General features: G+C 67.1%; 19 protein-coding genes. 9 read left to right on the top strand and 10 right to left on the bottom strand.

The genetic code is table 11. The features are described from left to right. Positions 1 to 183: 183 nt before the first annotated feature. The 3 genes from Q9R30_RS05150 to Q9R30_RS05140 all read left to right on the top strand — a co-directional run bounded on the left by Q9R30_RS05150 (position 184) and on the right by Q9R30_RS05140 (position 6,682). Positions 184 to 1,149 carry a quinone oxidoreductase gene (locus Q9R30_RS05150; RefSeq protein ID WP_311216953.1) on the top strand — a complete coding sequence of 322 codons (966 nt, stop codon included), beginning with the start codon at positions 184 to 186 and terminating at the stop codon, positions 1,147 to 1,149. Positions 1,150 to 1,344: 195 nt separating this feature from the next. Then, positions 1,345 to 5,265, top strand: a complete 3,921-nt coding sequence (locus tag Q9R30_RS05145; protein ID WP_311216972.1) for a Pls/PosA family non-ribosomal peptide synthetase — start codon at positions 1,345 to 1,347, stop codon at positions 5,263 to 5,265. A 34-nt stretch (positions 5,266 to 5,299) separates the two neighbouring features. Further along, positions 5,300 to 6,682 carry a M1 family metallopeptidase gene (locus tag Q9R30_RS05140; RefSeq protein ID WP_311216952.1) on the top strand — a complete coding sequence of 461 codons (1,383 nt, stop codon included), beginning with the start codon at positions 5,300 to 5,302 and terminating at the stop codon, positions 6,680 to 6,682. Here Q9R30_RS05140 and Q9R30_RS05135 read toward each other — a convergent pair. From Q9R30_RS05135 to pheS, 3 genes are read right to left on the bottom strand one after another with little or no spacing between them, the layout of a single operon-like run. After that, positions 6,679 to 7,347 carry a 4'-phosphopantetheinyl transferase superfamily protein gene (locus tag Q9R30_RS05135; protein WP_311216951.1) on the bottom strand — a complete coding sequence of 223 codons (669 nt, stop codon included), beginning with the start codon at positions 7,345 to 7,347 and terminating at the stop codon, positions 6,679 to 6,681. The genes Q9R30_RS05140 and Q9R30_RS05135 overlap by 4 nt on opposite strands. A 20-nt stretch (positions 7,348 to 7,367) precedes the next feature. Beyond that, positions 7,368 to 9,911, bottom strand: coding sequence for a phenylalanine--tRNA ligase subunit beta (gene pheT / locus Q9R30_RS05130; protein ID WP_104997437.1), 2,544 nt, complete (start codon positions 9,909 to 9,911; stop codon positions 7,368 to 7,370). A 2-nt stretch (positions 9,912 to 9,913) separates the two neighbouring features. Next, positions 9,914 to 10,975: a phenylalanine--tRNA ligase subunit alpha gene (gene pheS / locus Q9R30_RS05125; protein ID WP_104997436.1), complete on the bottom strand. Its 1,062-nt coding sequence runs from the start codon at positions 10,973 to 10,975 to the stop codon at positions 9,914 to 9,916. Between the two features lie 197 nt (positions 10,976 to 11,172). Here pheS and Q9R30_RS05120 point away from each other — a divergent pair, with 197 nt between their 5' ends. From Q9R30_RS05120 to Q9R30_RS05110, 3 genes are all read left to right on the top strand, one after another. Further along, on the top strand, positions 11,173 to 11,643 hold the full coding sequence (locus Q9R30_RS05120; protein ID WP_311216950.1) for a hypothetical protein: 471 nt from the start codon (positions 11,173 to 11,175) through the stop codon (positions 11,641 to 11,643). Positions 11,644 to 11,646: 3 nt separating this feature from the next. Next, entirely contained in the window at positions 11,647 to 12,330 is a 684-nt protein-coding gene (locus Q9R30_RS05115) for an SIMPL domain-containing protein (protein ID WP_311216949.1), read from the top strand. Between the two features lie 72 nt (positions 12,331 to 12,402). Beyond that, the gene (locus Q9R30_RS05110; RefSeq protein ID WP_311216948.1) at positions 12,403 to 13,536 is read left to right on the top strand and encodes an Rv2578c family radical SAM protein; all 1,134 of its coding nucleotides are present in this window, start codon (positions 12,403 to 12,405) and stop codon (positions 13,534 to 13,536) included. On the opposite strand, the gene Q9R30_RS05105 is transcribed toward Q9R30_RS05110, so the two are convergent. Continuing rightward, positions 13,533 to 13,982: a (deoxy)nucleoside triphosphate pyrophosphohydrolase gene (locus tag Q9R30_RS05105; RefSeq protein WP_104997432.1), complete on the bottom strand. Its 450-nt coding sequence runs from the start codon at positions 13,980 to 13,982 to the stop codon at positions 13,533 to 13,535. The genes Q9R30_RS05110 and Q9R30_RS05105 overlap by 4 nt on opposite strands. Before the next feature lie 159 nt (positions 13,983 to 14,141). Here Q9R30_RS05105 and Q9R30_RS05100 point away from each other — a divergent pair, with 159 nt between their 5' ends. Next, the gene (locus Q9R30_RS05100) at positions 14,142 to 15,350 is read left to right on the top strand and encodes an MFS transporter (protein ID WP_104997431.1); all 1,209 of its coding nucleotides are present in this window, start codon (positions 14,142 to 14,144) and stop codon (positions 15,348 to 15,350) included. A 58-nt stretch (positions 15,351 to 15,408) separates the two neighbouring features. Here Q9R30_RS05100 and Q9R30_RS05095 read toward each other — a convergent pair whose 3' ends face one another. Further along, the gene (locus Q9R30_RS05095; RefSeq protein WP_311216947.1) at positions 15,409 to 16,368 is read right to left on the bottom strand and encodes a cation diffusion facilitator family transporter; all 960 of its coding nucleotides are present in this window, start codon (positions 16,366 to 16,368) and stop codon (positions 15,409 to 15,411) included. Between the two features lie 195 nt (positions 16,369 to 16,563). Here Q9R30_RS05095 and Q9R30_RS05090 point away from each other — a divergent pair, with 195 nt between their 5' ends. After that, positions 16,564 to 16,839 carry a GlsB/YeaQ/YmgE family stress response membrane protein gene (locus Q9R30_RS05090; protein WP_066274925.1) on the top strand — a complete coding sequence of 92 codons (276 nt, stop codon included), beginning with the start codon at positions 16,564 to 16,566 and terminating at the stop codon, positions 16,837 to 16,839. Positions 16,840 to 16,940: 101 nt separating this feature from the next. Here Q9R30_RS05090 and Q9R30_RS05085 read toward each other — a convergent pair whose 3' ends face one another. The 4 genes from Q9R30_RS05085 to infC form a co-directional block, all read right to left on the bottom strand. After that, on the bottom strand, positions 16,941 to 17,852 hold the full coding sequence (locus tag Q9R30_RS05085) for an RNA methyltransferase (protein ID WP_104997429.1): 912 nt from the start codon (positions 17,850 to 17,852) through the stop codon (positions 16,941 to 16,943). Positions 17,853 to 17,915: 63 nt separating this feature from the next. Further along, positions 17,916 to 18,302, bottom strand: coding sequence for a 50S ribosomal protein L20 (gene rplT / locus Q9R30_RS05080; protein WP_066274920.1), 387 nt, complete (start codon positions 18,300 to 18,302; stop codon positions 17,916 to 17,918). Positions 18,303 to 18,420: 118 nt separating this feature from the next. Continuing rightward, positions 18,421 to 18,615: a 50S ribosomal protein L35 gene (gene rpmI / locus Q9R30_RS05075; RefSeq protein WP_009358635.1), complete on the bottom strand. Its 195-nt coding sequence runs from the start codon at positions 18,613 to 18,615 to the stop codon at positions 18,421 to 18,423. Positions 18,616 to 18,730: 115 nt separating this feature from the next. Beyond that, positions 18,731 to 19,744: a translation initiation factor IF-3 gene (infC, locus tag Q9R30_RS05070; RefSeq protein ID WP_396136694.1), complete on the bottom strand. Its 1,014-nt coding sequence runs from the start codon at positions 19,742 to 19,744 to the stop codon at positions 18,731 to 18,733. A gap of 385 nt (positions 19,745 to 20,129) precedes the next feature. Between infC and Q9R30_RS05065 the strand changes: the two genes are divergently transcribed. Beyond that, positions 20,130 to 20,516: a DUF1844 domain-containing protein gene (locus Q9R30_RS05065; RefSeq protein ID WP_104997428.1), complete on the top strand. Its 387-nt coding sequence runs from the start codon at positions 20,130 to 20,132 to the stop codon at positions 20,514 to 20,516. Positions 20,517 to 20,681: 165 nt separating this feature from the next. Here Q9R30_RS05065 and Q9R30_RS05060 read toward each other — a convergent pair whose 3' ends face one another. Further along, complete coding sequence (locus Q9R30_RS05060) at positions 20,682 to 21,968, bottom strand: MFS transporter (protein WP_311216970.1); 1,287 nt, start codon at positions 21,966 to 21,968, stop codon at positions 20,682 to 20,684. Between the last annotated feature and the right edge of the window lie 37 nt (positions 21,969 to 22,005).

The raw sequence follows: 22,005 nt of genomic DNA, 5'->3' as shown, positions 1-22,005 counted from the left end.
AATATTCACTAGCTCCGATATTTATGCACAAAGTTATCCAGTGTCGGCTCGTCGGCCGGGATCATGCGGGGTTTCCCTGCAGGCTTTCCCTGCAAGCTTTCCCTGCAAGCTTTCCCTTCGGGGTTTGCCTAGGATGGAGCGTGCAGCCGGGGCTGGAAAGGCCGGGCCCGGGGAAGGAGAACCATGACGCATGCAATCGTCGCACGGCAGGCAGGCGGCCCGGAAGTCCTCGAATACGCAGAGGTGGACCCGCCGGTCCCGGGCCCCGGCCAGTTGCTGGTCAAAGTGGGCGCGGTGGGGGTCAATTTCATCGACACCTACAAGCGCAGCGGCGTGTATAAGGTCGCGTATCCCTTTACTCCGGGGTCTGAAGCAGCGGGCACGGTTGCCGGACTGGGCGAAGGGGTGACCGGCTTCGCCGAAGGAGACCGCGTGGCCACCGCCGAGGGCACGAACTGCTACGCCGGCTATGCCGTGGTGGATGCGGACAAGGCCCTGCCCGTGCCCCAAGGCCTCGACGACCCCACCGCCGCCGCCCTCCCGCTGCAGGGAATGACCGCGCATTTCCTGATGAACTCCACTTTCAAGGTGGAGCCGGGGCACACCGTACTGCTCCACGCCGGCGCGGGCGGTGTTGGCCTGCTGATGCTCCAGCTGCTCAAAGCCAAAGGCGCCACCGTGGTCACCACGGTATCCACGGATGAAAAGGAGCGGCTAGCCCTCGACGCCGGCGCGGACCATGTGCTGCGCTACAGCGGATTTACCGAGACCGTCAGGGACATCACCAACGGCAGGGGCGCCGACGTGGTGTACGACGGCGTCGGAAAGGACACCTTCGACGGCTCGCTGGCCGCCCTGCGCATCAGGGGCACGCTGGTGCTTTTCGGCGCCGCCTCGGGTCCTGTTCCCCCGGTGGACCCGCAACGGCTCAACGCCGGCGGCTCGCTCTTCCTGACCCGGCCCACGATCGCGCACCACCTCCTGGACGCCGCGGAACGGCGCTGGCGCTCGGACGAAATTTTCGCCGCCGCCGCCGCCGGCAGCCTGAAGGTGAGGGTGGGCGGAAAGTACCCCCTGGCCGAGGCCGCCCAGGCGCACCGCGACCTTGAAGGTCGCCGCACCACCGGCAAGGTGGTCCTGATTCCGTAGGTCGGCAGGTTTCGGGGGCGCACACTAAGGAAGCACCATGAACAAATGTCGAACAAGGGATGGACAGCGGGCAAACCCGGACACTTTCCGTTCATCTTGCCCCGGCACACTGCACAGGTGACCGAGCAACAAAGCAGCAGCCGGGCAGCCGACGGCATTGCCGCGGAACCAGCCCCGGAACAGGCCCCGGACAAGATGCAGGGGCGGGCCCGCTACCAGCCGCAGCTGGCCGGCGCTGCTGCCGCTCCCCCGGCCCGGACACTGGTGGACATCCTGCTGGAGACGGCGGAACGTTTTCCCGATGCCTCAGCCCTCGACGACGGCCGGAGGTCCCTGAGCTACGCCCAGCTGCTGGCGGAAGTCCGCTCCGCCGGGCGGGCGATGCACCTTGCCGGACTGGGCGCCGGCGACAGGATCGGCGTGCGGATCCCCTCCGGCACCAACCGGTTGTACGTTTCCATCCTTGCCATCCTGCTCATCGGCGCCGCCTATGTCCCCGTCGACGCGGACGATCCCGAAGAGCGCGCACGGCTCGTGTTCGCTGAAGCCGGGGTGGCCGCCGTCGTCACGGAAAAGGGAATCACCGTCAATGGCAGCCGGCCCACACCATACCCTGCGGCCCGGACCGCGGATGTGGACGACGACACCTGGGTGATTTTCACGTCCGGCTCAACCGGGACCCCGAAGGGCGTTGCCGTACGGCACCGTTCTGCTGCCGCCTTCGTTGACGCCGAGGCCCGGATCTTCCTCACGGCGGAGCCGATCGGAACGGCGGACCGGGTGCTTGCCGGGCTGTCGGTGGCGTTCGACGCGTCCTGCGAGGAGATGTGGCTTGCCTGGCGGCACGGCGCCTGCCTGGTCCCTGCTCCCCGTGCCCTGGTGCGAACGGGCATGGATCTGGGCCCCTGGCTCATCAGCCATGGGATCACGGTTGTGTCCACCGTCCCCACCCTTGCTGCCCTCTGGCCCGCCGAAGCGCTCGAAAACGTCCGGCTGCTGATCTTCGGCGGGGAGGCATGTCCGCCGGAACTCGCGGAACGGCTGGCCGTTGACGGCCGGGAAGTATGGAACACGTATGGCCCCACCGAGGCCACCGTGGTGGCCTGCGCTGCACCCCTGCGCGGGCCGGGTCCGGTGCGGATCGGCCGTCCGCTCGATGGCTGGGATCTGGCTGTGGTGGACGAGGCAGGAATTCCTGTTCCCGAAGGAGGCATTGGCGAACTCATCATCGGCGGCGTGGGGCTTGCCCGCTACCTGGACGCGGCCAAGGACGCCGAAAAGTACGCGTCCCTTCCCGCGTTTGGCTGGGACCGCGCCTACCGCTCGGGAGACCTTGTCCGCTACGAAGCCGAGGGCCTCATCTTCATGGGCCGTGCCGATGAACAGGTCAAGCTGGGTGGCCGCCGGATCGAACTCGGTGAAGTCGACGCAGCCCTGCAGGCCCTGCCGGGCATCGCGGGCGCTGCTGCCGCCGTCCGGACGACGGCGGCCGGGAACCAGATCCTGGTGGGGTACCTTGCGCCGGCGGGACCCGCCGGGCCCGACCTGGCCGCCGCCCGCAAGCTCCTCGCCGACACCCTCCCGGCTGCGCTGATTCCGCTGCTGGCCGTCGTCGACTCCCTGCCGACCAAGACCAGCGGCAAGGTGGACCGCCACGCCCTGCCCTGGCCGCTCGCGGGCAGCGGGGACGACGAAGCAGACAGGGCCCCGCTGGACCTTCCCGATGACGCCCAATGGATCGTCGAGCAGTGGGGCGCGGTCCTTGGCAGCAAGGCAGCCAGCCTCGACGCGGATTTCTTTGCTGCCGGGGGCGGGTCCCTTGCCGCGGCGCAGCTCGTCTCTGCGCTGCGGGTCCGTTATCCCACCATCACCGTGGCAGACATCTACGCCACGCCCCGCGTCGGGGCCCTGACCGATGTGGCGCGGCAGTCGCTGCCGGACGGCACGCCCGCCGGTCCGGCCCAGGCGCGCACTGTCCGTCCGACCGCCCGGAAGTCCCAGGTTTTCCAGACGCTGATGGGCGTCCCGCTGCACATCCTCGTGGGCATGCGGTGGCTGACCTACCTGATGGCGGCCAACAACCTGCTCGCCGGGCTGGCCGGCTTCACCGCCGCAGCCACGGTGTCCTGGTGGTGGGTGGGTGCTTCCTGGCTGGTGTTCGTCAGCCCTGCCGGGCGTATGCTCCTCTCCGTCGCAGCAGCCCGGCTCCTGCTCCGGAACGTTCAGCCGGGCACCTATCCCAGATCGGGGAAAGTCCATCTCCGGCTCTGGCTGGCTGAGCAGATCCAGGACCTTGCAGGAGCGGTCAGCCTGGCAAGCGCACCCTGGGTGCCGTACTACGCCCGCGCCCTCGGCGCGAAGATCGGCAGCAACGTCAACCTGCACTCGCTGCCGCCAGTGACCGGGCTGCTTTCGCTGGGCACCGGAGCCAACGTGGAGCCCGAAGTGGACCTTTCAGGATGGTGGATCGACGGTGACAACGTGCACATCGGAGCAATCCGGATCGGCGCAGGCGCCACCGTGGGGGCCCGGAGCACCCTGATGCCCGGCGCCAGCATCGGCGCCGGCGGCCAGGTGGAGCCCGGTTCGGCGGTCCTGGGCAAGGTCAAGGCAGGCCAGGTTGTGGCCGGCTCGCCGGCAGAACGCCGGGGCAAAGCAAAACAGAACTGGCCGGCCCACCCCGCCACCGGCGCATTGCCGGCACGGCTCTGGTTTACGGCCTTCGCGGCAGCCAGCGCACTGCTGGCCATGATCCCCTACCTTTCCGCGGGGGCTGCCTGCCTGGTGGCCTTCCTGTTCATCAGGGGCCACAGCTCACTGTCCGGGGCCTGGCTTCCCCTGCTCGCCTCCCTGCCCCTTGCCGCCCTGGCCTGGTTCGCGGCCAACCTGCTGCTGGTCCTGGGAACCACCCGCCTGCTCGGGCTGGGCCTGCGTGAAGGCTACTACCGCGTGCGAAGCCGGATCGGCTGGCAGATCTGGGCTACCGAACGTGTGCTGGACCTGGCCCGGGACCTCCTGTTTCCCGTCTACGCCAGCCTCTTCACGCCCGTCTGGCTTCGCCTGCTGGGAGCAAAGGTCGGCAAGAACGTGGAAGCCTCCACCGTGCTGCTGGTTCCCAAGATGACCACCGTGGGAGAGGGCGCGTTCCTGGCCGATGACACGATGGTGGCATCCTACGAGCTGGGTGGGGGCTGGTTGCGGATCGCGCCGGCCAAGATCGGCAAGCGCTCCTTCCTGGGCAACTCGGGCATGACGGGAGCGGGCCGCAATGTGCCCAAGAACTCGCTGGTGGCCGTCCTGTCCGCGACGCCGTCGAAGGCCAAGTCCGGTACCTCCTGGCTGGGAAGCCCTCCTGTCCGGCTGCGGCGCACGGCCATCGCCTCGGACAGTTCGCTCACCTACCAGCCGCCTCCCAGGTTAAAGATGGCACGTGCATTGTGGGAGGCCTGCCGGTTCATTCCCGTAGCGCTCACGGTGGGCCTCGCCGCTGGTGTGCTGCTTGCCCTGGACTGGCTGGCCGCGACCTTCAACTACGGCGCAGCGGCCCTGCTCGGCGGAGTGGTGATGCTGCTGGCCGGTGCCGTCGCCGCCGCCAGTGCCGTGGTTGCCAAATGGCTGCTCATCGGCCGCATTCGGGCCGGGGAACACCCGCTGTGGAGCTCGTTCATCTGGCGGAACGAAGTGGTGGATACGTTCATAGAAATGGTCAGCGCCCCGTGGTTCGCCCGGGCCGCCACCGGCACGCCGGCCCTTGTATGGTGGTTGCGCGGACTGGGCGCCAGGATCGGACCCGGAGCATGGTGCGAGAGCTACTGGCTGCCGGAAGCCGACCTCGTCACCCTTGGAGCGAACTCCACCGTCAACCGCGGTTGCGTGGTGCAAACGCACTTGTTCCACGACCGCATCATGAGCATCGGCCCTGTTACGCTCGAAGACGGCGCAACGATGGGACCGCACGGTGTCATCCTCCCGCAGGCGCGCATCGGCCACGGCGGAACGGTGGGACCGGCCTCCCTGGTCATGCGCGGGGAAACGGTTCCGGCCGGAACCTACTGGATGGGCAACCCCGTCAGTCCATGGGCCGGCCCCGGTGTTCCTGCACCCCGCCAGAAGTAAGTACCCGCCACTTTTGTGATTGAGGCCCGCGTCCATGAGTCTTCCTGAACCAGCAACTTCCGGACCTTCGGCCGGGACAGCCATCCCGGGAGTGCTGTCCGACCCCTACATGCCGGGCCACGGTACCGACTCGTACCGTGTGTCCCGCTACGAACTGGACCTCGACTACCGGATGGCCGCCAACCGGCTCAGCGGCCGTGCCCTCATTCACGCCACGGCAGCCCGCCAAACGTCCGCCGTCGTCCTGGACCTGGCAGGTCTTCGCGCCGTTAAGGTGCAGCTGAACGGGAGGCGCGTGCGGAGGTTCTCGCAGCGCGCCGAACAACTGGTGGTCCAGCTGGACGCCGGCCTCGCCGCCGGGGAAACGTTCACCGTAGACGTCCGTTACGAGGGCAATCCTGCTCCGCGCCGCGGGCTGTGGGGCGAGGTGGGCTGGGAGGAACTGACCGACGGCGTGCTGGTGGCCGGCCAGCCGAACGGCGCACCGTCCTGGTTTCCGTGCAACGACCATCCGCGGAGCAAGGCAAGCTACCGGATCACGGTAACTACCGACGCCAATTACCGTGCCGTCTGCAACGGCCGGCTGGTAGGGCACAGCATCAGGGCCAGCCGGGAGACCTGGACCTACGAGCAGGAGGAGCCCATGGCCACCTACTTGGCCACGGTCCAGATCGGGCGCTATGACTCCCTGGTCCTTGACCCGGGTGACGCCCCGGGAGGCGTGCTCCAAACCGCGGCGGTCCCGCCTGCACTGGCAGGCGCCGCCCGCGAGGGGCTGCGCCTGCAGCCCGAGATGATGCGCACCTTCGTCAGATGTTTCGGGCCCTACCCCTTTTCCGGATACACGGTTGTGGTGGCGGACGATGTCCTGGAAATTCCGCTCGAAGCCCAGACCATGGCCATACTGGGCCGGAACCACCTCAGCCTGGACTGGGATGCCCAGCGCCTGATCGCCCATGAACTCTCGCATCAGTGGTTCGGAAACTCCCTGACAGTCCGCGGGTGGCACGACATTTGGCTGCACGAGGGGTTTGCCTGCTACGCCGAGTGGCTCTGGTCGGAGGCGGCCGGGGTGATGACCGCCCAGGACAGGGCGGCCGCGGCCTGGCGCAGGCTTTCCGCCGCCGGGAAGGACCTGCTCATCGGCGACCCCGGACCGGCCCTGATGTTTGACGACCGTGTTTATAAGCGCGGGGCCCTGGCGCTGCATGCACTCCGCATGCATTGCGGGGACCTTGCGTTCTTTACCCTGCTGCAGGAATGGACCAGGACGCACCGCCACAGCTCAGTCTCAACGGCCGACTTCATCCTGTTGGCCAACGGTGTAGCGGGCATCGACGCCGAAGCAGTCCTCCACCCCTGGCTCTTTGAACTCGCGCTCCCGCCGTTGCCTGCCGCGCGAAGCCGGCTGGGCTAGTCCAAGGCCACAGCGGCAACCAGCGACGCCGGCAGCCCCGTAGCAGAGGACGGCAGGTCCCGCACCCCACGTTCCTCCAGTGCGGCTACCGTGCGGGGATCCACCCGGAGCCCCTCGCCGGTCATCTTGAGCCAGGCCTCCTTCCGGCTCCAGAGCCGGGCACGTTCCCGCAGGAGTGCCTTTCCTGCCAGCCCCGCGAGGGTGAGCCCCTCCGCGCGGGACAACGCCACGGCATCGAACCCGTCGAAGCCAAGGCGTTCCGGATTTTCGGCGTCCACGCCCAGCCGTTCCCCCCTGCCCGGCGAAGTGACCGCCGCGAGCAGCACCCAGTTCCCGGTCCTGGCCGTGCTCAGCAGCAGTGGCAACGGACGGCCCCGATGCGTGAAGCCCGGCCGGCCGTGGGAGAGTCCGGGCCCGGAACCGCATTGGGGGCAGGAGTAGGAGGACCGTAGCTGCGATGCCGGCAGATCGAGCACGTCGCCCGCAAAACGGCGCAGTGCTGCCCTGCCGGCCAGGAAACGCTGTGCAGCGGCCGGCTCCATGGCTGCGGCCCGCAGTTCCTCGGCGGGTTCAGGGACGAATCCCTCCGGGCCGTCCGGATGCGCCTGCGGGCAGCGGACATCGGTTGCGATATCCACTGCCCGCAGGGTCAGCCTGGCGTCCATGGGACCTGGGTACTGCCCGCCTAGCGCTGGACTGCGCCGAAACGCTCAGCGGCCAGGGCCACGGCGCTCTCGCGCGCGGCCGACGCCTCGTCCGCCGTCAGCGTGCGGTCGTCGGCACGGAACCGGAGTCCGAAGGCCAGGGACTTCTTGCCCTCCTCGATCCCCTTGCCGGCGTAGACGTCGAAGAGCGCAACGTCCTCCAGCAGTTCACCGGCCCCCTCGCGGAGCGCGGCCAGCACCTCATCGGCCGGAATCCCGGCGGGAACCACCAGAGCCACGTCCTGGGTAGCCACCGGGAACGTGGAGATGTGCCGCGCCACGATGACATCAGGCGCAGCCTCGAACAGCGCGTCGGCGTTCAGCTCCAGTGCAACCGAGCGTGCAGGCATGTCGGAAGCCGCCAGCAGCTTGGGGTGCAGTTCACCTGCATAGCCCACTACTTCGCCCGAGCGCAGGGACAACCGGGCGGCACGGCCCGGGTGGAACGCCTGGTGCGCACCCTGGCTGACCACAATGTCCACGCCCAGGACGTCCCCGGCGAGGCGGGCGATGTCCACGGCGTCAGCCCAGTCCCACAACCGCGGCGTGTGGCCTGCGGCGGCGGGCGAATCATGGCCCGTGAGGACGGCGGCAAGGTGGAACGGCTGGTCGGGAACGCCGTCGTACAGCGCATCCAGCACCTCATCGGCAGGCTTAACGCCCAGTGGCGGGATTGAGTCCGTGCCCGTTACTTCGGCGGGCAGGAACACCAGGCCCGATTCGAAGAGTGCCAGATCCCGGAATCCACGGGAGTGGTTCCGTTTCGCCACCTCAATCAGCCCGGGCAGGATGGAAGTGCGCAGGAAGCCCTGCTCCTCACTGATCGGGTTGGCCAGCTTGACCGCGGTCCGGACGGAGCCCTCTTCCGGCACGCCGAAGGTGTCATTGGCCGCCTTGGACACGAAGGGGTAGGCCAGGACTTCGGTGAGCCCGGCATCAGCCAGCGCCTGGATCAGGCGGCGGCGCTGCTGCTGTACGCGCGTCAGGCCGCGGCCGGGAGGCGCCACAGGCAGCGTCGCGGGAATCTGGTCGTAGCCCACCAGCCGGGCGATCTCCTCGGAGAGGTCCTCCTTGGTCTCCAGATCGTGGCGCCAGCTGGGGGCCGTAACGGTCCAGCCGCCGTCGTTCTTCACCACGGCCGCGCCCAGGTCCTCCAAGGAGGTGACAATCTGCTCTTCGGTGAAGTCGATGCCGATCCGTGCGGCCGCGAAGGCTGCCGGAAGCTCGATCGCCACGGAGTCAGGGGCGGTGCCGACGTCGGTTCCCGCCTCGTCTGCCGTGCCGCCAGCGAGTTCCACGAGGAGGTCAACCACCCGCTGGGCGGCAATGCCGGCCACCTGCCAATCAACGCCGCGCTCGAAGCGCTTGGACGCTTCGGACGGCAGCTTGTGGCGGCGGCGGGAACGGGAGATGGACACCTCGTCGAAGTGCGCGGCCTCCACCAGGATGTTCGTGGTGGCATCGGACACCTCGGTGTCGGCCCCGCCCATCACGCCGGCGATGCCGATGGCGCCGGAGTCATCGGTGATCAGCAGGTCCTCGGCATCGAGCGCGCGCACCTTGCCATCGAGGGTGGTCATTTTCTCGCCGGCCGCGGCACGGCGCACCACAATGTCCCCGGACAGCTTGTCCAGGTCGTAGCAGTGCGTGGGCTGGCCAAGTTCCAGCATCACGTAGTTGGAGATGTCCACCGGCAGGGAGATGGAGCGGATGCCGGCCAGCCGGAGCCTGGACACCATCCACGGCGGGGTGGGCCTGGTGGCGTCCACGCCGCGGACGGTCCGGGCCACGAACCGGTCGCAGCCCGGGTTCCCGTAAATGGGGGCGTCATCGTTGAGCTTGACGCCGTACCCGCCGGAAAGCTCTGCGGGTGCGTTGACGCGGGAGGCGGGATCCGTGAACGCGGTCCCGGTGGCGTGCGCGTACTCGCGGGCCACACCCCGGATGGAGAAGGCGTAGCCGCGGTCCGGAGTCACGTTGATCTCGGCTGCTTCGTCATAGAGGCCCAGGAGTTCCATGGCGTCGGTGCCCACTTCCGGGTCCAGCCCGATGCGGGACAGCACCAGGATGCCGTCATGGTCCTCGCCGATGCCCAGCTCGCGGACGGAGGCGATCATGCCTGCGGAGAGGTGTCCGTAGGTCTTGCGCGCGGAGATGTGGAAGTCGCCCGGCAGCACGGCTCCGGGCAACGTAACCACCACTTTGTCGCCCTCCACGAAGTTGTGGGCGCCGCAGATGATGCCCTGCACGCCGGAGGGGTCGATGCCCTTGCCGGTGAGCGCCTGCTCCTGCCCCTCGGGGACAACACGGACCTGGCACCAGTTAATGGTCTTGCCGTTGGTTTGCGGTTCCTTGACCAGGCTCAGGACCTGGCCCACCACGATCGGGCCCTTGAGGGTGTCCGTGGGACGGTGGACGTCCTCCTCCTCAAAGCCAACCTTGACCAGTTCGGCCATCACGTCTTCGGCCGTCGCTCCGGCCGGTACCTCCGCGAATTCACGCAGCCAGGAAATTGGGATACGCACTGTTAGATCTCCATCCCGAAGTGCTCGCTGAACCGTACATCGCCTTCGATCATGTCGCGCATGTCCCCCACCTCGTTGCGGAACATGAGGGTGCGCTCGATGCCCATGCCGAAGGCAAAACCTGAATAGACGTCCGGGTCGATGCCCGCAGCGCGGAGCACGTTGGGGTTGACCATGCCGCAGCCGCCCCACTCGATCCAGCTTGGCCCGCCCTTGGCGCCGGGGTGGAAGATGTCCAGCTCGGCAGAGGGTTCCGTGAACGGGAAGTAGTTGGGCCGCAGCCGGATCTGGGCTTCGTCGCCGAACATCTGCCGGGCGAAGTGCTCCAGGGTGCCGCGGAGGTCCGCCATACTGAGCTTCTTGTCGATGGCGAGGCCTTCGAACTGGTGGAACACCGGCGTGTGCGTGGCGTCCAGCTCGTCCGTGCGGAACACCTTGCCCGGGCACAGCACATAGATGGGCAGCTCGCGTTCCAGCATTGAACGGACCTGCACCGGGGACGTGTGCGTGCGCATCAGCAGGTGGGCCTCGGGCGGCTCCACGAAGAAAGTGTCCTGCATTTCGCGGGCCGGGTGGTCCGGCTTGAAGTTCAGGGCGTCGAAGTTGAACCACTCCGATTCGACTTCCGGACCCTCGGCGATTTCCCAGCCCATGCCCACGAAGATGTCCGCCACGCGGTCCTGGAGGGTGGACAGGGGGTGGCGGGCACCGGCACGACGACGGCGGGGGGCTGCGGTGACGTCCACCGTCTCTTCCAGCAGGATACGTGCGTCGTTTTCGGCTTCCAGCTCTGCCGTGCGGTCCGCGAGCGCCTTGTTGACCCGCCCGCGGGAGGCACCCATGAGCTTTCCGGCCACGGCCTTCTGGTCCTTGGCCAGCTTGCCGATTTCGCGGTTCGCAAGGCTGAGGGGTGACTTCTCGCCGGTGTGGGCGAGCCTCACCGCCTTCAGCTCGTCAAGGGTGGCCGCGCCGGCGATGGCGGCAACGGCCTGGTCTACGGCGGCAGTGATGGCGGCTTCATCCGTGGGGTTCGGGATGGCGGCGCCCGGCAAAGTTTCAGTCATCTACTGTTCTTAGCTACGAGTCGTGGCTGCCGGTGAACGGGACAGCCGGCGCGGTTTCCCGGCGGCGCGTCCATCACTGGCAGGTCATGGATGAAAGCCCCACGTGCAGGGCGTTCAATGACCAGGTCCGGGCACACCGGCGGAACCGGCGGCCACTATCCTCCAGTCTAATTGAACCGTCCGGCTAGCATGGCCTCATGACTGCGCCTCGAAGCCAGGAAGCCCCGGAGCGACTTACGCCCGCCCAGCGGCTGAGGCGGGCAGCCAACCTGGTCAATGGCAGCACCGTCCTCGGCGTCGCCGTCGCAATGGCCGCACGCACCGACGTCCGCAGCGGGCCGCGCGGCCTGGTCCTCGCCGGCGGGTACAGCTGGCGGCTGCCGGTCGCGGGAGCGTTCACCCTGGGCAACGTGGTGCTCTGCCGCTGCCCGGCGGACAATCTGGCGGCGCAGCCGGCCCTGCTAAGCCACGAAGAAAAACACTGCAGCCAATACGCCTGGTGCCTGGGCCTCCCCTTCCTGCCGTTGTATCTCCTCAGCGCCGGCTGGTCCATGCTGCGCACCGGGAACCCTGGGACAGCCAACATATTTGAACGTCATGCCGGACTTGCCGCCGGCGGCTACCCCGTACGCCCCCGGCGCCGGGGGCCTTCAGAAGCGGAGGCGTGACCCATGGCAGCGGATTCCGGCAGCGGCGGCGGGGCAAGGGACGGAATCGGGATTCCCGGCACTGTCACCGTCACCGGGACCGGCTCGGCGGATGCTGCCCCCGACCTGATGGTGGTCTCCATCGGGGTGGAGTGCCGCGCCGAATCCGTGGAGGCCGCCTACTCCCGGGCCGGCGCCAGCTCCGAAGCCGCTGCCTCCGCCTTCCGCCGGCACGGCGTTGAGGATGCCGACATCCGCACTGCGGCCCTGAACGTGCGGGCGGATATGACATGGCGGGAAGGCGAGGGCCAGCGGGTTACGGGGTACGTTGCTGCCAGCACCCTCACCATAAGGTTGCGGGCGCCTGGTTCCGCCTCCGCCGCAATCTCCGAAGCCGTTGGGGCGGGCGGCAACGACGTCCGGCTGAACGGCCTCGAACTCACGTTCAGCGACGACGCCGCAGTGCGGGCACGGGCCCGCGAAGCTGCCTGGCTGGATGCAGCGAGTACCGCACGGCAGTACGCCCAGCTTGCCTCGGCCCGGTTGGGGCGGGTGCTTTCCGTAGTGGACAACGTCCCGGTCCAGGGTCCGGTGCCGCTGGCCCGGATGCAGCGCGCCGCTTCCGTGGAACAGGTCGCCGTGGAGCCGGGGGACTCCACCGTGGCCGCTGCAATCACGGTGGTGTGGGAGCTCCAGGACCTCCCCTAGGCGTGCCTCGGCACGCCGGACGGGCACGGGTCGATGCTTGACTTTGATTCGAACATACATTCGAATAGAGGCATGAGATGGGACGCCCAAGCACTGATGCCCCGGCCGGGAGAAACCGCTCCGGGCACGGCCTCACCCGCCCTGCTCCCCCTGGCCGGCCTGGTACGGTCAGTCACCACTCCAGAGTTCGCCGGCATCACTTTCCACGAGGTCACCGCCAAATCGGTGCTCAACAAGGTGCCGCCCGGTTCAAGGATGCCGTTTGAGTGGACCATCAACCCGTACCGGGGCTGCAGCCACGCCTGCGTCTATTGCTTCGCCCGGAAGAGCCATACGTACCTGGATTTCGACGCCGGCCTGGACTTCGACAGCCAGGTGGTGGTCAAGGTCAACGCCGCAGAGGTCCTCCGCAAAGAACTCGCCAAGCCTTCCTGGGGCCGCCAGCAGGTGGCCCTCGGCACCAACACAGACCCCTACCAGCGTGCCGAGGGCCGTTACCGCTTGATGCCGGGGATCATCGCCGCCCTGGCTGACTCGGGAACTCCCCTCTCCATCCTCACCAAGGGGACGCTGCTGGCACGGGACATTCCATTGCTCAAGAGCGCCGCAACCCAGGTGCCCGTTGGCTTGGGCATTTCCCTCGCCATGACCGATGAAGCACTCTCCGAGGCCGTCGAGCCCGGAACACCGGGGCCCCGGGCACGGCTCAAGCTTGTCTCCCGCCTTCGCGAGGCCGGACTCCCCTGCGGGGTAATGGCAATGCCCATCCTCCCCTGGCTTTCGGACAGCGACGAAGCCCTTGACGCTCTATTCGCTTCCCTGGCTGCAGCCGGAGCCACCGGGGTGACTGCAGGAGCCCTCTACCTCAAGCCGGGCACCAGGGAGTGGTTCATGCAGTGGATTGCCGCCAACCATCCCGGACTGGCCGGCCGCTACCGCAGGCTCTACGGCTCCGGCTCGTACGCCTCCAAGGAGTACCGTTCCTGGCTGGCCGGCAAGGTCCGGTATTTCAAGGCCCGCCACGGGTTCACCGATTCATCCGGCTTCAGCCACAGGGATTTGGCGGACGATCCCCGCGGCGAGGAAGCCGAGTACCCGGCAGGCACCATTCCGGCAGCAGCCGGGCATGATTCGGCCGCCTCCCTGCCCGGCGTTCCCGGGCTGCCGGGAGCAAGAAAATCAGCAGAACAGGCCACCCTCTTCTAGGAGCGCGCAGCCCCTGCCGGCACCGCCAGGGCGGCAAGGAGGGCCCTGACAATCGGGAAGTCGGCGGGTATCCAGGGCAGGCCCAGGACGGCTTCCGGATCAGACAGCGGCACCCACCGCAGTTCATCATGGTCTTCAAGCGGCCGGGCCTGCCCGCGGGTGACCTCGGCCAGCCACACCCGCATGCTGGCACGGCTGTTCAACGGCCAGCCCTGCGGCGCCTCGGCCGGAAGCTCAGAGCCAAGCCGGACGCCGATGCCGAGTTCCTCGAACAGCTCGCGGGCAAGCGCCGCTTCCGGTTGCTCTCCGGATTCCACCTTGCCCCCGGGGAACTCCCAGAGACCGGCCAGCTCCTCCGGCGCGCTGCGCCGTGCCGCCAGAAGCAGCGAAGGTTCCGCCAGGCTGTCAACGACGGCTCCACCTACCACCTGTATCAGTCCAGTCACTGGCCCATTCTATGGGGGACAATGGTGGGGCCGGACACACCATCCCCGCAGCGGGAATACTGTTCCCCCTTCCCGGGGTTGTTGGCAGGGTCCGGACTTCATCAGCCCCACTGCCGTGGCACCGGTCCCATCACAGTTTCTACCCCGAAAAGCAGGCCCATGAGCAGCGTCCTCGAAACATCCACGGCAGCCCCCATCCGATCCCCCAACGTCGCCCTGGCCATCTTCGCCCTCGCCATGGGCGGGGTGGGCATCGGGGTTACGGAATTCACCATGATGGGCCTGCTGAAGGAAGTGGAGCAGGGCCTCGGGATATCAACACCGGAAGCCGGCCACCTCATCTCCGCCTACGCCCTGGGCGTTGTGGTCGGGGCCCCGCTGCTCGCCGCCGTCGGCGCCAGGCTCCCCCGCAAGCACCTGGCACTCGGGCTCATCCTGTTCTTCACGGTGGCCAACTTCCTTTCCTTCCTCGCGCCCGACTACGGGACCATGCTGGCCTCGCGCTTCGCCGCCGGCCTGCCGCACGGCGCGTTCTTCGGAGTTGCGGCTGTCATTGCAGCCTCGCTGGTTCCGCCAACCCGGCGGGGTTGGGCAATCTCCATGGTGATGGCGGGGCTCAGCATCTCCAACGTGGTGGGGGTGCCCTTTGCCACGTGGATGGGGCAAACCTACGGCTGGCGGCTGCTGTTTATCCTGGTGGGATTCATAGGACTGCTGACGCTTGCCCTGGTCTGGAAATCCGTACCGTTCCACGAGGCGCACCCTGACGCAAGCATCCGGCGCGAACTGGGAGCCCTCAAGCGCCTGCAGGTCTGGCTGGCCATCCTGATCGGCATCGTAGGCTTTGGCGGCTTCTTCGCCACCTACACTTACATCGCCCACACCATGACACTCGTGGCAGGCATGCCGTCGTCACTGATTCCGCTGGTGGTGGCCCTCTATGGCCTGGGAATGGTGGCCGGCAACATCGTGGGCGGCAGGTTCGCTGACAAGTCCGTGATGGGAACCCTGTACAAGGTTCTGCCTGCCATTGCTGTTGCCTTGGTGGTCTACGCCGTGGCCGTCCACTGGCCGTGGTCTGCCTTCGTCATGGTGTTCGTGGTGGGCGCTTCAGGGTCCATGCTGGTCCCGGCGCTGCAGACCAGGCTGCTGGATGCATCGCCGGACGCGCCGTCCCTCGCTTCGTCACTGAACCATGCCGCGCTCAACGTTGCCAATGCGCTGGGGGCCTTCCTGGGCGGAGTGGTGATCGCGCTCGGCTGGGGTTATGTTGCCCCGGCGCTGGTAGGCGCTGTCCTCGCCCTGTTGGGACTCGGCGTCGCCATCGCCAGCGGACTCCTGGAACGCAGGAAGCCGCTGACCGCCTGATCCTTCGGGACCGGGGCGGCCGGCGGCTTCCGGCCAGGCAATAGTTACGGAAGCACAGTTACGGCTGCGGGGCAACGGCAACAGGCTGCTGGCCAGCCCCCGTGGCGTCGGCCCGGTGAAGGTCGGGCTCAAGGTAGATGACCCGGGCGATGGGCACGGCCGCGCGGATCCTCGCTTCAGCAGCGTCGATTTCCCGTGCAATCTCATCCCCCGTGGCGGAGTGGCTGACGGCGATCTTGGCCGCCACGAGGAGCTCCTCGGGGCCGAGGTGCAGGGTCTTGAGGTGGATGATCCGCCCGCCGTCAGCTTCGATCGCCGCGGCGATCTTTGCGACGTCGTCCTTTGTTGCGGACTCGCCCAGGAGCAGGGACTTGGTCTCCAACGCGAGGACGACGGCGATCGCCACCAGCAGCAGGCCGATCATCGCCGTGCCGGCGGCATCCCAGAGTCCGTCCCCCGTGAGGAGCGTCAGGCTGACGCCGATCAGGGCGAAGACCAGGCCCACCAGCGCACCGAGGTCCTCAAGCAGGATCACCGGCAGCTCAGGCTGCTTGGCGCTGCGCACAAACTTGGCCCAGGACTGCTGCCCCCGGACGTGGTTCGACTCGATGATGGCGGTCCGGAACGAGAAGGACTCGGCGATGATCGCGCCCACCAGCACGGCCAGCGGAACCCACCAGAAGCCGCCTTCGATGGCATGCGGGTGCTGGAACTTGTCCCATGCCTCATAGAGGGCGAAGAGGCCGCCGACGCTGAACAGGACGATGGAGACAATGAACGCGTAGATGTAGCGCTCCCGGCCGTAGCCGAAGGGGTGCTCGGGGCTGGCAGCCCGTTTCGCCTTCTTGCCACCTACCAGCAGCAGGATCTGGTTGCCGGAGTCGGCCACGGAGTGGATGGCTTCTGCGAGCATTGACGAGGAAAGCGTCAGGGCATACGCCACGAACTTAAGGGCGGCGATGGTCAGGTTGGCAGCCAGGGCTGCCACAATCGCCTTGGTACCGCCATTTGCAGCCACAGGGCTTCACCTCTTTACGGTTACGGTTCAGTGAGGAAAACGCGGATCCGGCCTCGGCCCGCCCATAGTCACCGTACCCGCCGCAACATCCCGCATGCACCGGCGGCGACCCTAAGCCTGCTGACATTGGCAGGGCCCTGTGTTAGCTTGAGCCTCATCGGGACCATCAGATCCCGGCCACTATAAGGAGGAGACATGGGTTTTCTTGCTTGGATTATCCTCGGCCTTATCGTAGGGGCCATTGTTAAGGCCGTCATGCCCGGACGGGTTGGCGGGGGTTGGGTCACCAGCCTTGTTTTGGGTGTAGTGGGCGCCATTGTGGGCGGCTGGATCGGCAGCCTCCTGTTCAACAAGGGCGATCTTGCCTTCTTTGACCTGGGCACCTGGATTCTCGCTATCGTCGGCGGCCTTGTTGTTGCCGGCATCTACGGAGCAATCACCGGACGCGGCAAGGCTACCCGCGCACCCTGAGTTGCTCTCCCGACTGAATCATCAACAGCAAGGGCTCCGGAAATCCGGAGCCCTTATATTTTTCGACCGGCCGGGCAATGGAACCGCGGCCGGGTTCCGGCCTAGGCTGTCACCGGCGCAGGCAAGTGCTGGGACCGCGCGCTGGCGTAGAGGCAAACCGTTGCCGCGGTACCCAGGTTCAGGCTCTCCGCGGAACCGTACACGGGCACGGCAACCCGATGGTCGGCCAGCGCGAGCTCTTCCTGGGACAGGCCCTGGGCCTCGTTCCCAAAGAGCCACGCCGTGGGCTGCTCCAGGGCATAGGCCGATTCCGGACCTTCGCCGGTCAGCCGCCGCCGGGCGTTCTCGTCCTGCAGGGTATCCAGGTTGAGGGAACCGTAGCCGTCCGCTGCCAGTATGCCTACCCCTCGCGCCCTGCACGCCGCAACCAGATCGCCGATGTCGGTGCCCAGCACCACCGGGAGGTGGAAAAGCGAACCGGCCGTGGACCGCACCGCCTTGGGGTTGTAGATGTCCACGCTGGAGGATGTGAGGATGACGGCGTCCGCGCCGGCGGCGTCTGCCGCCCGGAGGACGGTTCCCGCATTCCCGGGGTCACGGACCTGGCACAGCACGGCAATCAGGCGGGGCCCGGCGTCGAGCACTTCCTGCAGCGCCACGTCCAGGAAGCGGCAGACTGCGACGATCCCCTGCGGGTTGACGGTATCCGCCATGGCAGCGAGGACCTCGTCAGTGGCAAGGCGGGCGTTGACCCCTTGGGACAGGTCTTCGAATTCCGGGAACCGGTCCAGGCAGCTTTCGCTGGCAAAGACCTCCGTGACCACACCCGGGGCTCCGGCGGCAAGGCGCTGCTGGTGGAGCCTGAGGGCCTCGCGGACCGCCTGGGGCCCTTCGGCAAGGAACAGGCCGCGCTTTAAACGGGCCGGGCGCCCGGCAAGTTTTGCCACGTCCCTCACCCGATCAGCTCGGGGATTGGACAGCGGAAAATCTTGCGGGCGCCCGGTTTCGTTCATATAAGAACTTTAGTGGCTAGGGCCACGGGTTCCTGAACCGTCCCTGGCGGGACTAGCCAGTTGCTAGGCAACAACCTTCTTGGCGGAGGTGTCGGCAGGCAGGGAATCCTTGGCAACCTTGACCAGCGCAGCGAACGCGTTGGCGTCGGAAACCGCCAGCTCGGCGAGCATGCGGCGGTCAACCTCAACCTCAGCGGCCTTCAGGCCCTGGATCAGGCGGTTGTAGGTGAGTCCGTTGGCGCGGGATGCAGCGTTGATGCGCTGGATCCACAGGCGGCGGAAGTCGCCCTTCTTCTTTTTGCGGTCGCCGTAGCTGTACACAAACGAGTGCAGCAGCTGCTCTTTGGCCTTGCGGTACAGGCGTGAACGCTGTCCACGGTAGCCCTTTGCGCGTTCAAGGATAACCCGGCGCTTCTTGTGGGCGTTGACCGCCCTCTTCACACGTGCCACGTGCGTACTCCTTCGAAAATCTGATCCCAAGCATCTACTGCCGGTTTCCCGGCGGCCTGAGAAGGCTTTTTGGTAGGTGACCGGCCACCAGGTGATGGTCAGTCAAAGAACTTGGAAACTAGATGCCGAGCATCTTCCGGATGACCTTGGCGTCGCCCTTGAAGACGATCTTGTCGCCGGCAAGGCGACGGGTCAGCCGCGAGGACTTGTGCTCGAGGTAGTGGCGGCGGTTGGCCTGCTGGCGGCGCAGCTTGCCGCTTCCGGTCAGCTTGAAGCGCTTCTTGGCACCACTGTGGGTCTTCATCTTCGGCATGGGAACCGATCTCCTTACGTTCCGCAGGCTGGGCCTGCAGCTCTATCGCGCAGCTGCCCCTCAGGGCGGCGTGCTGGTTGCTGACTGCCGGAGGGCGACCTCCGGCAGCTGTGGACTAAGTGGTCTTCTTGCCGGCCGGCTTCGGCACTGCCTTGGGGGCAGGGCGGGCAGCAGGCTTCGGTGCGGCAGGCCTGGCCACCGGCTTCGGCGGAGCCGGAACCGCTGCGGGCTTCGGCGCTGCTGCCGGAGCAGCCGCGGCGGGCTTCTCCGCAACAGCCTTGGGGGCGGGAGCAGCCTTCGGAGCGGCAGCCTTGGGGGCCGCCGCCTTCGGAGCAGCCGCCTTCGGGGCTTCCTGCTTGGGAGCTTCCTGCTTGGGAGCTTCCTGCTGGGGCGCTTCCTGCTTGGGAGCTTCCGCTGCCTTGGCGGGAGCTTCGGCTGCAGCAGGTTCGACGACGGCGGCCGGCTCCTGTGCAGGGGCCTCGGCTACTGCCTCAGGTTCGGTGGAGACGGTGAAACCTTCGGGAAGCAGATCCGCCAGGGATTGCGTCAGGGGCGCCTGATCGTCGCCGGACGTGTCAACGCGCCCCGAAGCCTTGGCTTCGTTCTGCGCCTTCGCCTCGGCACGCTGGGTGGCGCGGCGGGCTTCGGCCTTGGCCTCAGCCTTATTCTTCAGCGGGCCGACCACCATGACCATGTTGCGGCCGTCAATGCGGGGGCTGGACTCCACAACACCCACTTCAGCGACGTCGTCGGCGAAGCGCTGGAGCAGGCGGATGCCCATTTCCGGACGCTGCTGCTCACGGCCACGGAACTGGATCATGGCCTTGACCTTGTCCCCGGCGCCGAGGAAGCGCAATGCGTGGCCGCGCTTGGTCTCGTAGTCGTGGGTGTCAATCTTCAGGCGGAAGCGGATTTCCTTCAGAACGGTGTTCGTCTGGTTCTTCCGGGCTTCCCGTGCCTTAACCGCGGCCTCGTACTTGTACTTGCCGAAGTCCATCAGCTTGCACACCGGAGGCTTCGCCTGAGGTGCAACTTCAACGAGATCAAGGTCGGACTCGGCAGCCAGACGCAGGGCATCCTCAATACGGACGATTCCTACCTGTTCACCTGCAGGGCCGACCAGCCGCACCTCGGGGACGCGGATACGCTCATTGATTCTTGGCTCGCTAATGTTAAAGCTCCTGTTTTTGTTGTGGAATCCGGCAAATAGAGAAGGCCCCCAACTGCCGGAGCAATCGAAGGCCTCAGAAAGATCGGATACAGCGCCCGTCAAGGGACTGCACGCACAGTTCCGGCGGATGCCGGTGCCATGCCCAACCAGGTACCCGGCAACCTTGAGTTCCTAAACTTCGGAACAGCGGCTGACGCGGGTGGGAGAGAACTCCGCTTGCAAACTGCATGCCATCTTACAGAAAAAATTCCCGTCAACGCTGTGCAGCGCCGGTGGGAACCTTGATTGTGGGATCAATCTCTGAAATAACGACATCCAGTTGGTCTGTGTCAAGCTTACCAGTATGAGCACCCCAGACAGTAATTCACACGTTTTCGAGCCGGCAGCCGCCGGTCCCGATGTCTCCCGGCAGGTCCGCGACATTTCCGAAGTTCCGGCGATCGAGGTCATCACCACCGCAGCCGTTCATCTGATGAGCGCAGCCGCCGTCAAGCTGGGGCTTGCGGCGGAGGACAACGCCGAGGAGCTGAAGGACCTGGACGAGGCACGGAAACTGATCACGGCCCTGGCCGGCCTGGTGACCGCGGCCGCCCCCGAGATCGGCTCCCAGCACGCAGGGCCGTTGCGTGACGGCCTGCGGTCGCTGCAGCTGGCGTTCCGCGAAGAATCGCTGATTCCCGATGCCCCCGGCAAGGGCCCGGGCGAGAAGTACACCGGGGCAGTGAACTAAGGAAGAACCCACCCAAGCGCCTTGCGACGGCGGGACGGCCTCTCAGGTCGTCCCGCCGTCGTCGTTTCCCAGGCAAAGTACCTCCGCGGTCCATCGATTGCTCCGTAGCTGCCGTTTAGCGCGGCCAAAAGGACAACTGTGGAGCAACCGATGGAAGAAACCGCGTCAGGCAGCGCGGCGCCGCCGCTGCTGGAGGAACAGCCCGGCAAAGCAGAGGAGCACGCCGGCAACCCCCACCGACACAAACCCTCCGGACGGTCCCGTGCCGTCGATGAAGACGCCCGCGAGCGGTGCGCCCAGGGCCACGCCGGCCGTCAGCGCGGAGCCATACCAGCCCATGGCCTCCCCGCGGCGTTCCTCCGCCACCAAATCCGCCACTTTTTCTGATGCTGATGACAGCACGGGCGCGCACAGCAGTCCCGGCAGGAGCGAGGCGAAGGCCAGCGTCCAGGTGTCGTGGGCGAAGCCCATGGGGATGGTCAGTGCCGCCATCCCCAGCAGCAGGACCAGCGGAGAGACGGGGCGGTGCATGGCGCCGTACACCAGGCCGCCCGCCACCGAAGCTGCGCACCAGAAGACGAACACGATGCCGATGTCGCGCTGGTGGCCGCCCGTCTCCAGGGCGGCAACAATGCCCACATCCGTCCCGCTCAGGACCATGCCGGCGCCCGCAGCCACCGCAAAGACCGCGCCGACGGCCGCCGTAAACCATACAAAATTGTGCGCAACCTTGCCGCGGAATCCGGCGCGGCCCCGGGTTTCCGCAGGCGCCAGTTCCGCCGCCGCCTCCTGCAAATGCGCCGGGGCGGCGGCCACGACGGCCGCTTCTGCCGCGCGGCACTCGTCGGCGCTGGACTCCTCGGTTTGGTCCGCACTTCGAGTGGGCGGGTTGAACCACATCAGGAACAGGCCGGCCAGCGACGTGGAAACGCCCACCACGGTCAGGCCCAGCACTGTGAACCCGCTGGTGGCAACGATGGCACCTGCGGCGGGGCCGATCATGAACACGATCTCGGTGGTGATCGCGTCGAGGGCAAAGGCCGTACGGCGCTGGTCGCCGTCGGCCAGCACGCCCAGGGACTGGCGGACCACGCTGAAGATGGGGAGCGTGAGCAGGCCGCCCACAAACACCAGCGGAAGCAGCCACTGGTACGACACATGAGGAACAACAGACCAAATGACGGTTTCCGAGATCACGGACGGGATCAGTGCGGTGCGCAGGCCCACGGTGTCCACGCGCCGCCCGCGCCACGGCGCGCCAACCGCAATGCCGATGGTCATGACGGCGGCGGCGGCGCCCGCCGCGGCATAGCCCTGGTCCAGGGTGAGGACGATATGCAGGGTCAGCAGCACGCCGGCCGCGGAATGGGGTATTCGGGCAACCATGCCCACCAAGAGCAGCCTGCGGACGGGCCCGACGGCGAGCAACTCCCGGTAGAGAGCGAAATTCACAGTGATCCTCATGTCTGCCGCCGTGGGCCGGGGATCA

Source organism: Arthrobacter sp. AB6, from assembly GCF_031844545.1.
GTDB lineage: Bacteria > Actinomycetota > Actinomycetes > Actinomycetales > Micrococcaceae > Arthrobacter.
The sequence above is the reverse complement of the archived record's forward strand: the minus strand, read 5'-3'. Positions and strand labels throughout refer to the sequence as shown.

Coding starts and splice junctions, on each gene's coding strand:
- Q9R30_RS05150 (WP_311216953.1), top strand. CDS start 184: ATGACGCATGCAATCGTCGCACGGCAGGCAGGCGGCCCGGAAGTCCTC.
- Q9R30_RS05145 (WP_311216972.1), top strand. CDS start 1,345: ATGCAGGGGCGGGCCCGCTACCAGCCGCAGCTGGCCGGCGCTGCTGCC.
- Q9R30_RS05140 (WP_311216952.1), top strand. CDS start 5,300: ATGAGTCTTCCTGAACCAGCAACTTCCGGACCTTCGGCCGGGACAGCC.
- Q9R30_RS05135 (WP_311216951.1), bottom strand. CDS start 7,347: ATGGACGCCAGGCTGACCCTGCGGGCAGTGGATATCGCAACCGATGTC.
- pheS (WP_104997436.1), bottom strand. CDS start 10,975: ATGACTGAAACTTTGCCGGGCGCCGCCATCCCGAACCCCACGGATGAA.
- Q9R30_RS05120 (WP_311216950.1), top strand. CDS start 11,173: ATGACTGCGCCTCGAAGCCAGGAAGCCCCGGAGCGACTTACGCCCGCC.
- Q9R30_RS05115 (WP_311216949.1), top strand. CDS start 11,647: ATGGCAGCGGATTCCGGCAGCGGCGGCGGGGCAAGGGACGGAATCGGG.
- Q9R30_RS05110 (WP_311216948.1), top strand. CDS start 12,403: ATGAGATGGGACGCCCAAGCACTGATGCCCCGGCCGGGAGAAACCGCT.
- Q9R30_RS05100 (WP_104997431.1), top strand. CDS start 14,142: ATGAGCAGCGTCCTCGAAACATCCACGGCAGCCCCCATCCGATCCCCC.
- Q9R30_RS05090 (WP_066274925.1), top strand. CDS start 16,564: ATGGGTTTTCTTGCTTGGATTATCCTCGGCCTTATCGTAGGGGCCATT.
- Q9R30_RS05085 (WP_104997429.1), bottom strand. CDS start 17,852: ATGAACGAAACCGGGCGCCCGCAAGATTTTCCGCTGTCCAATCCCCGA.
- rpmI (WP_009358635.1), bottom strand. CDS start 18,615: ATGCCGAAGATGAAGACCCACAGTGGTGCCAAGAAGCGCTTCAAGCTG.
- Q9R30_RS05065 (WP_104997428.1), top strand. CDS start 20,130: ATGAGCACCCCAGACAGTAATTCACACGTTTTCGAGCCGGCAGCCGCC.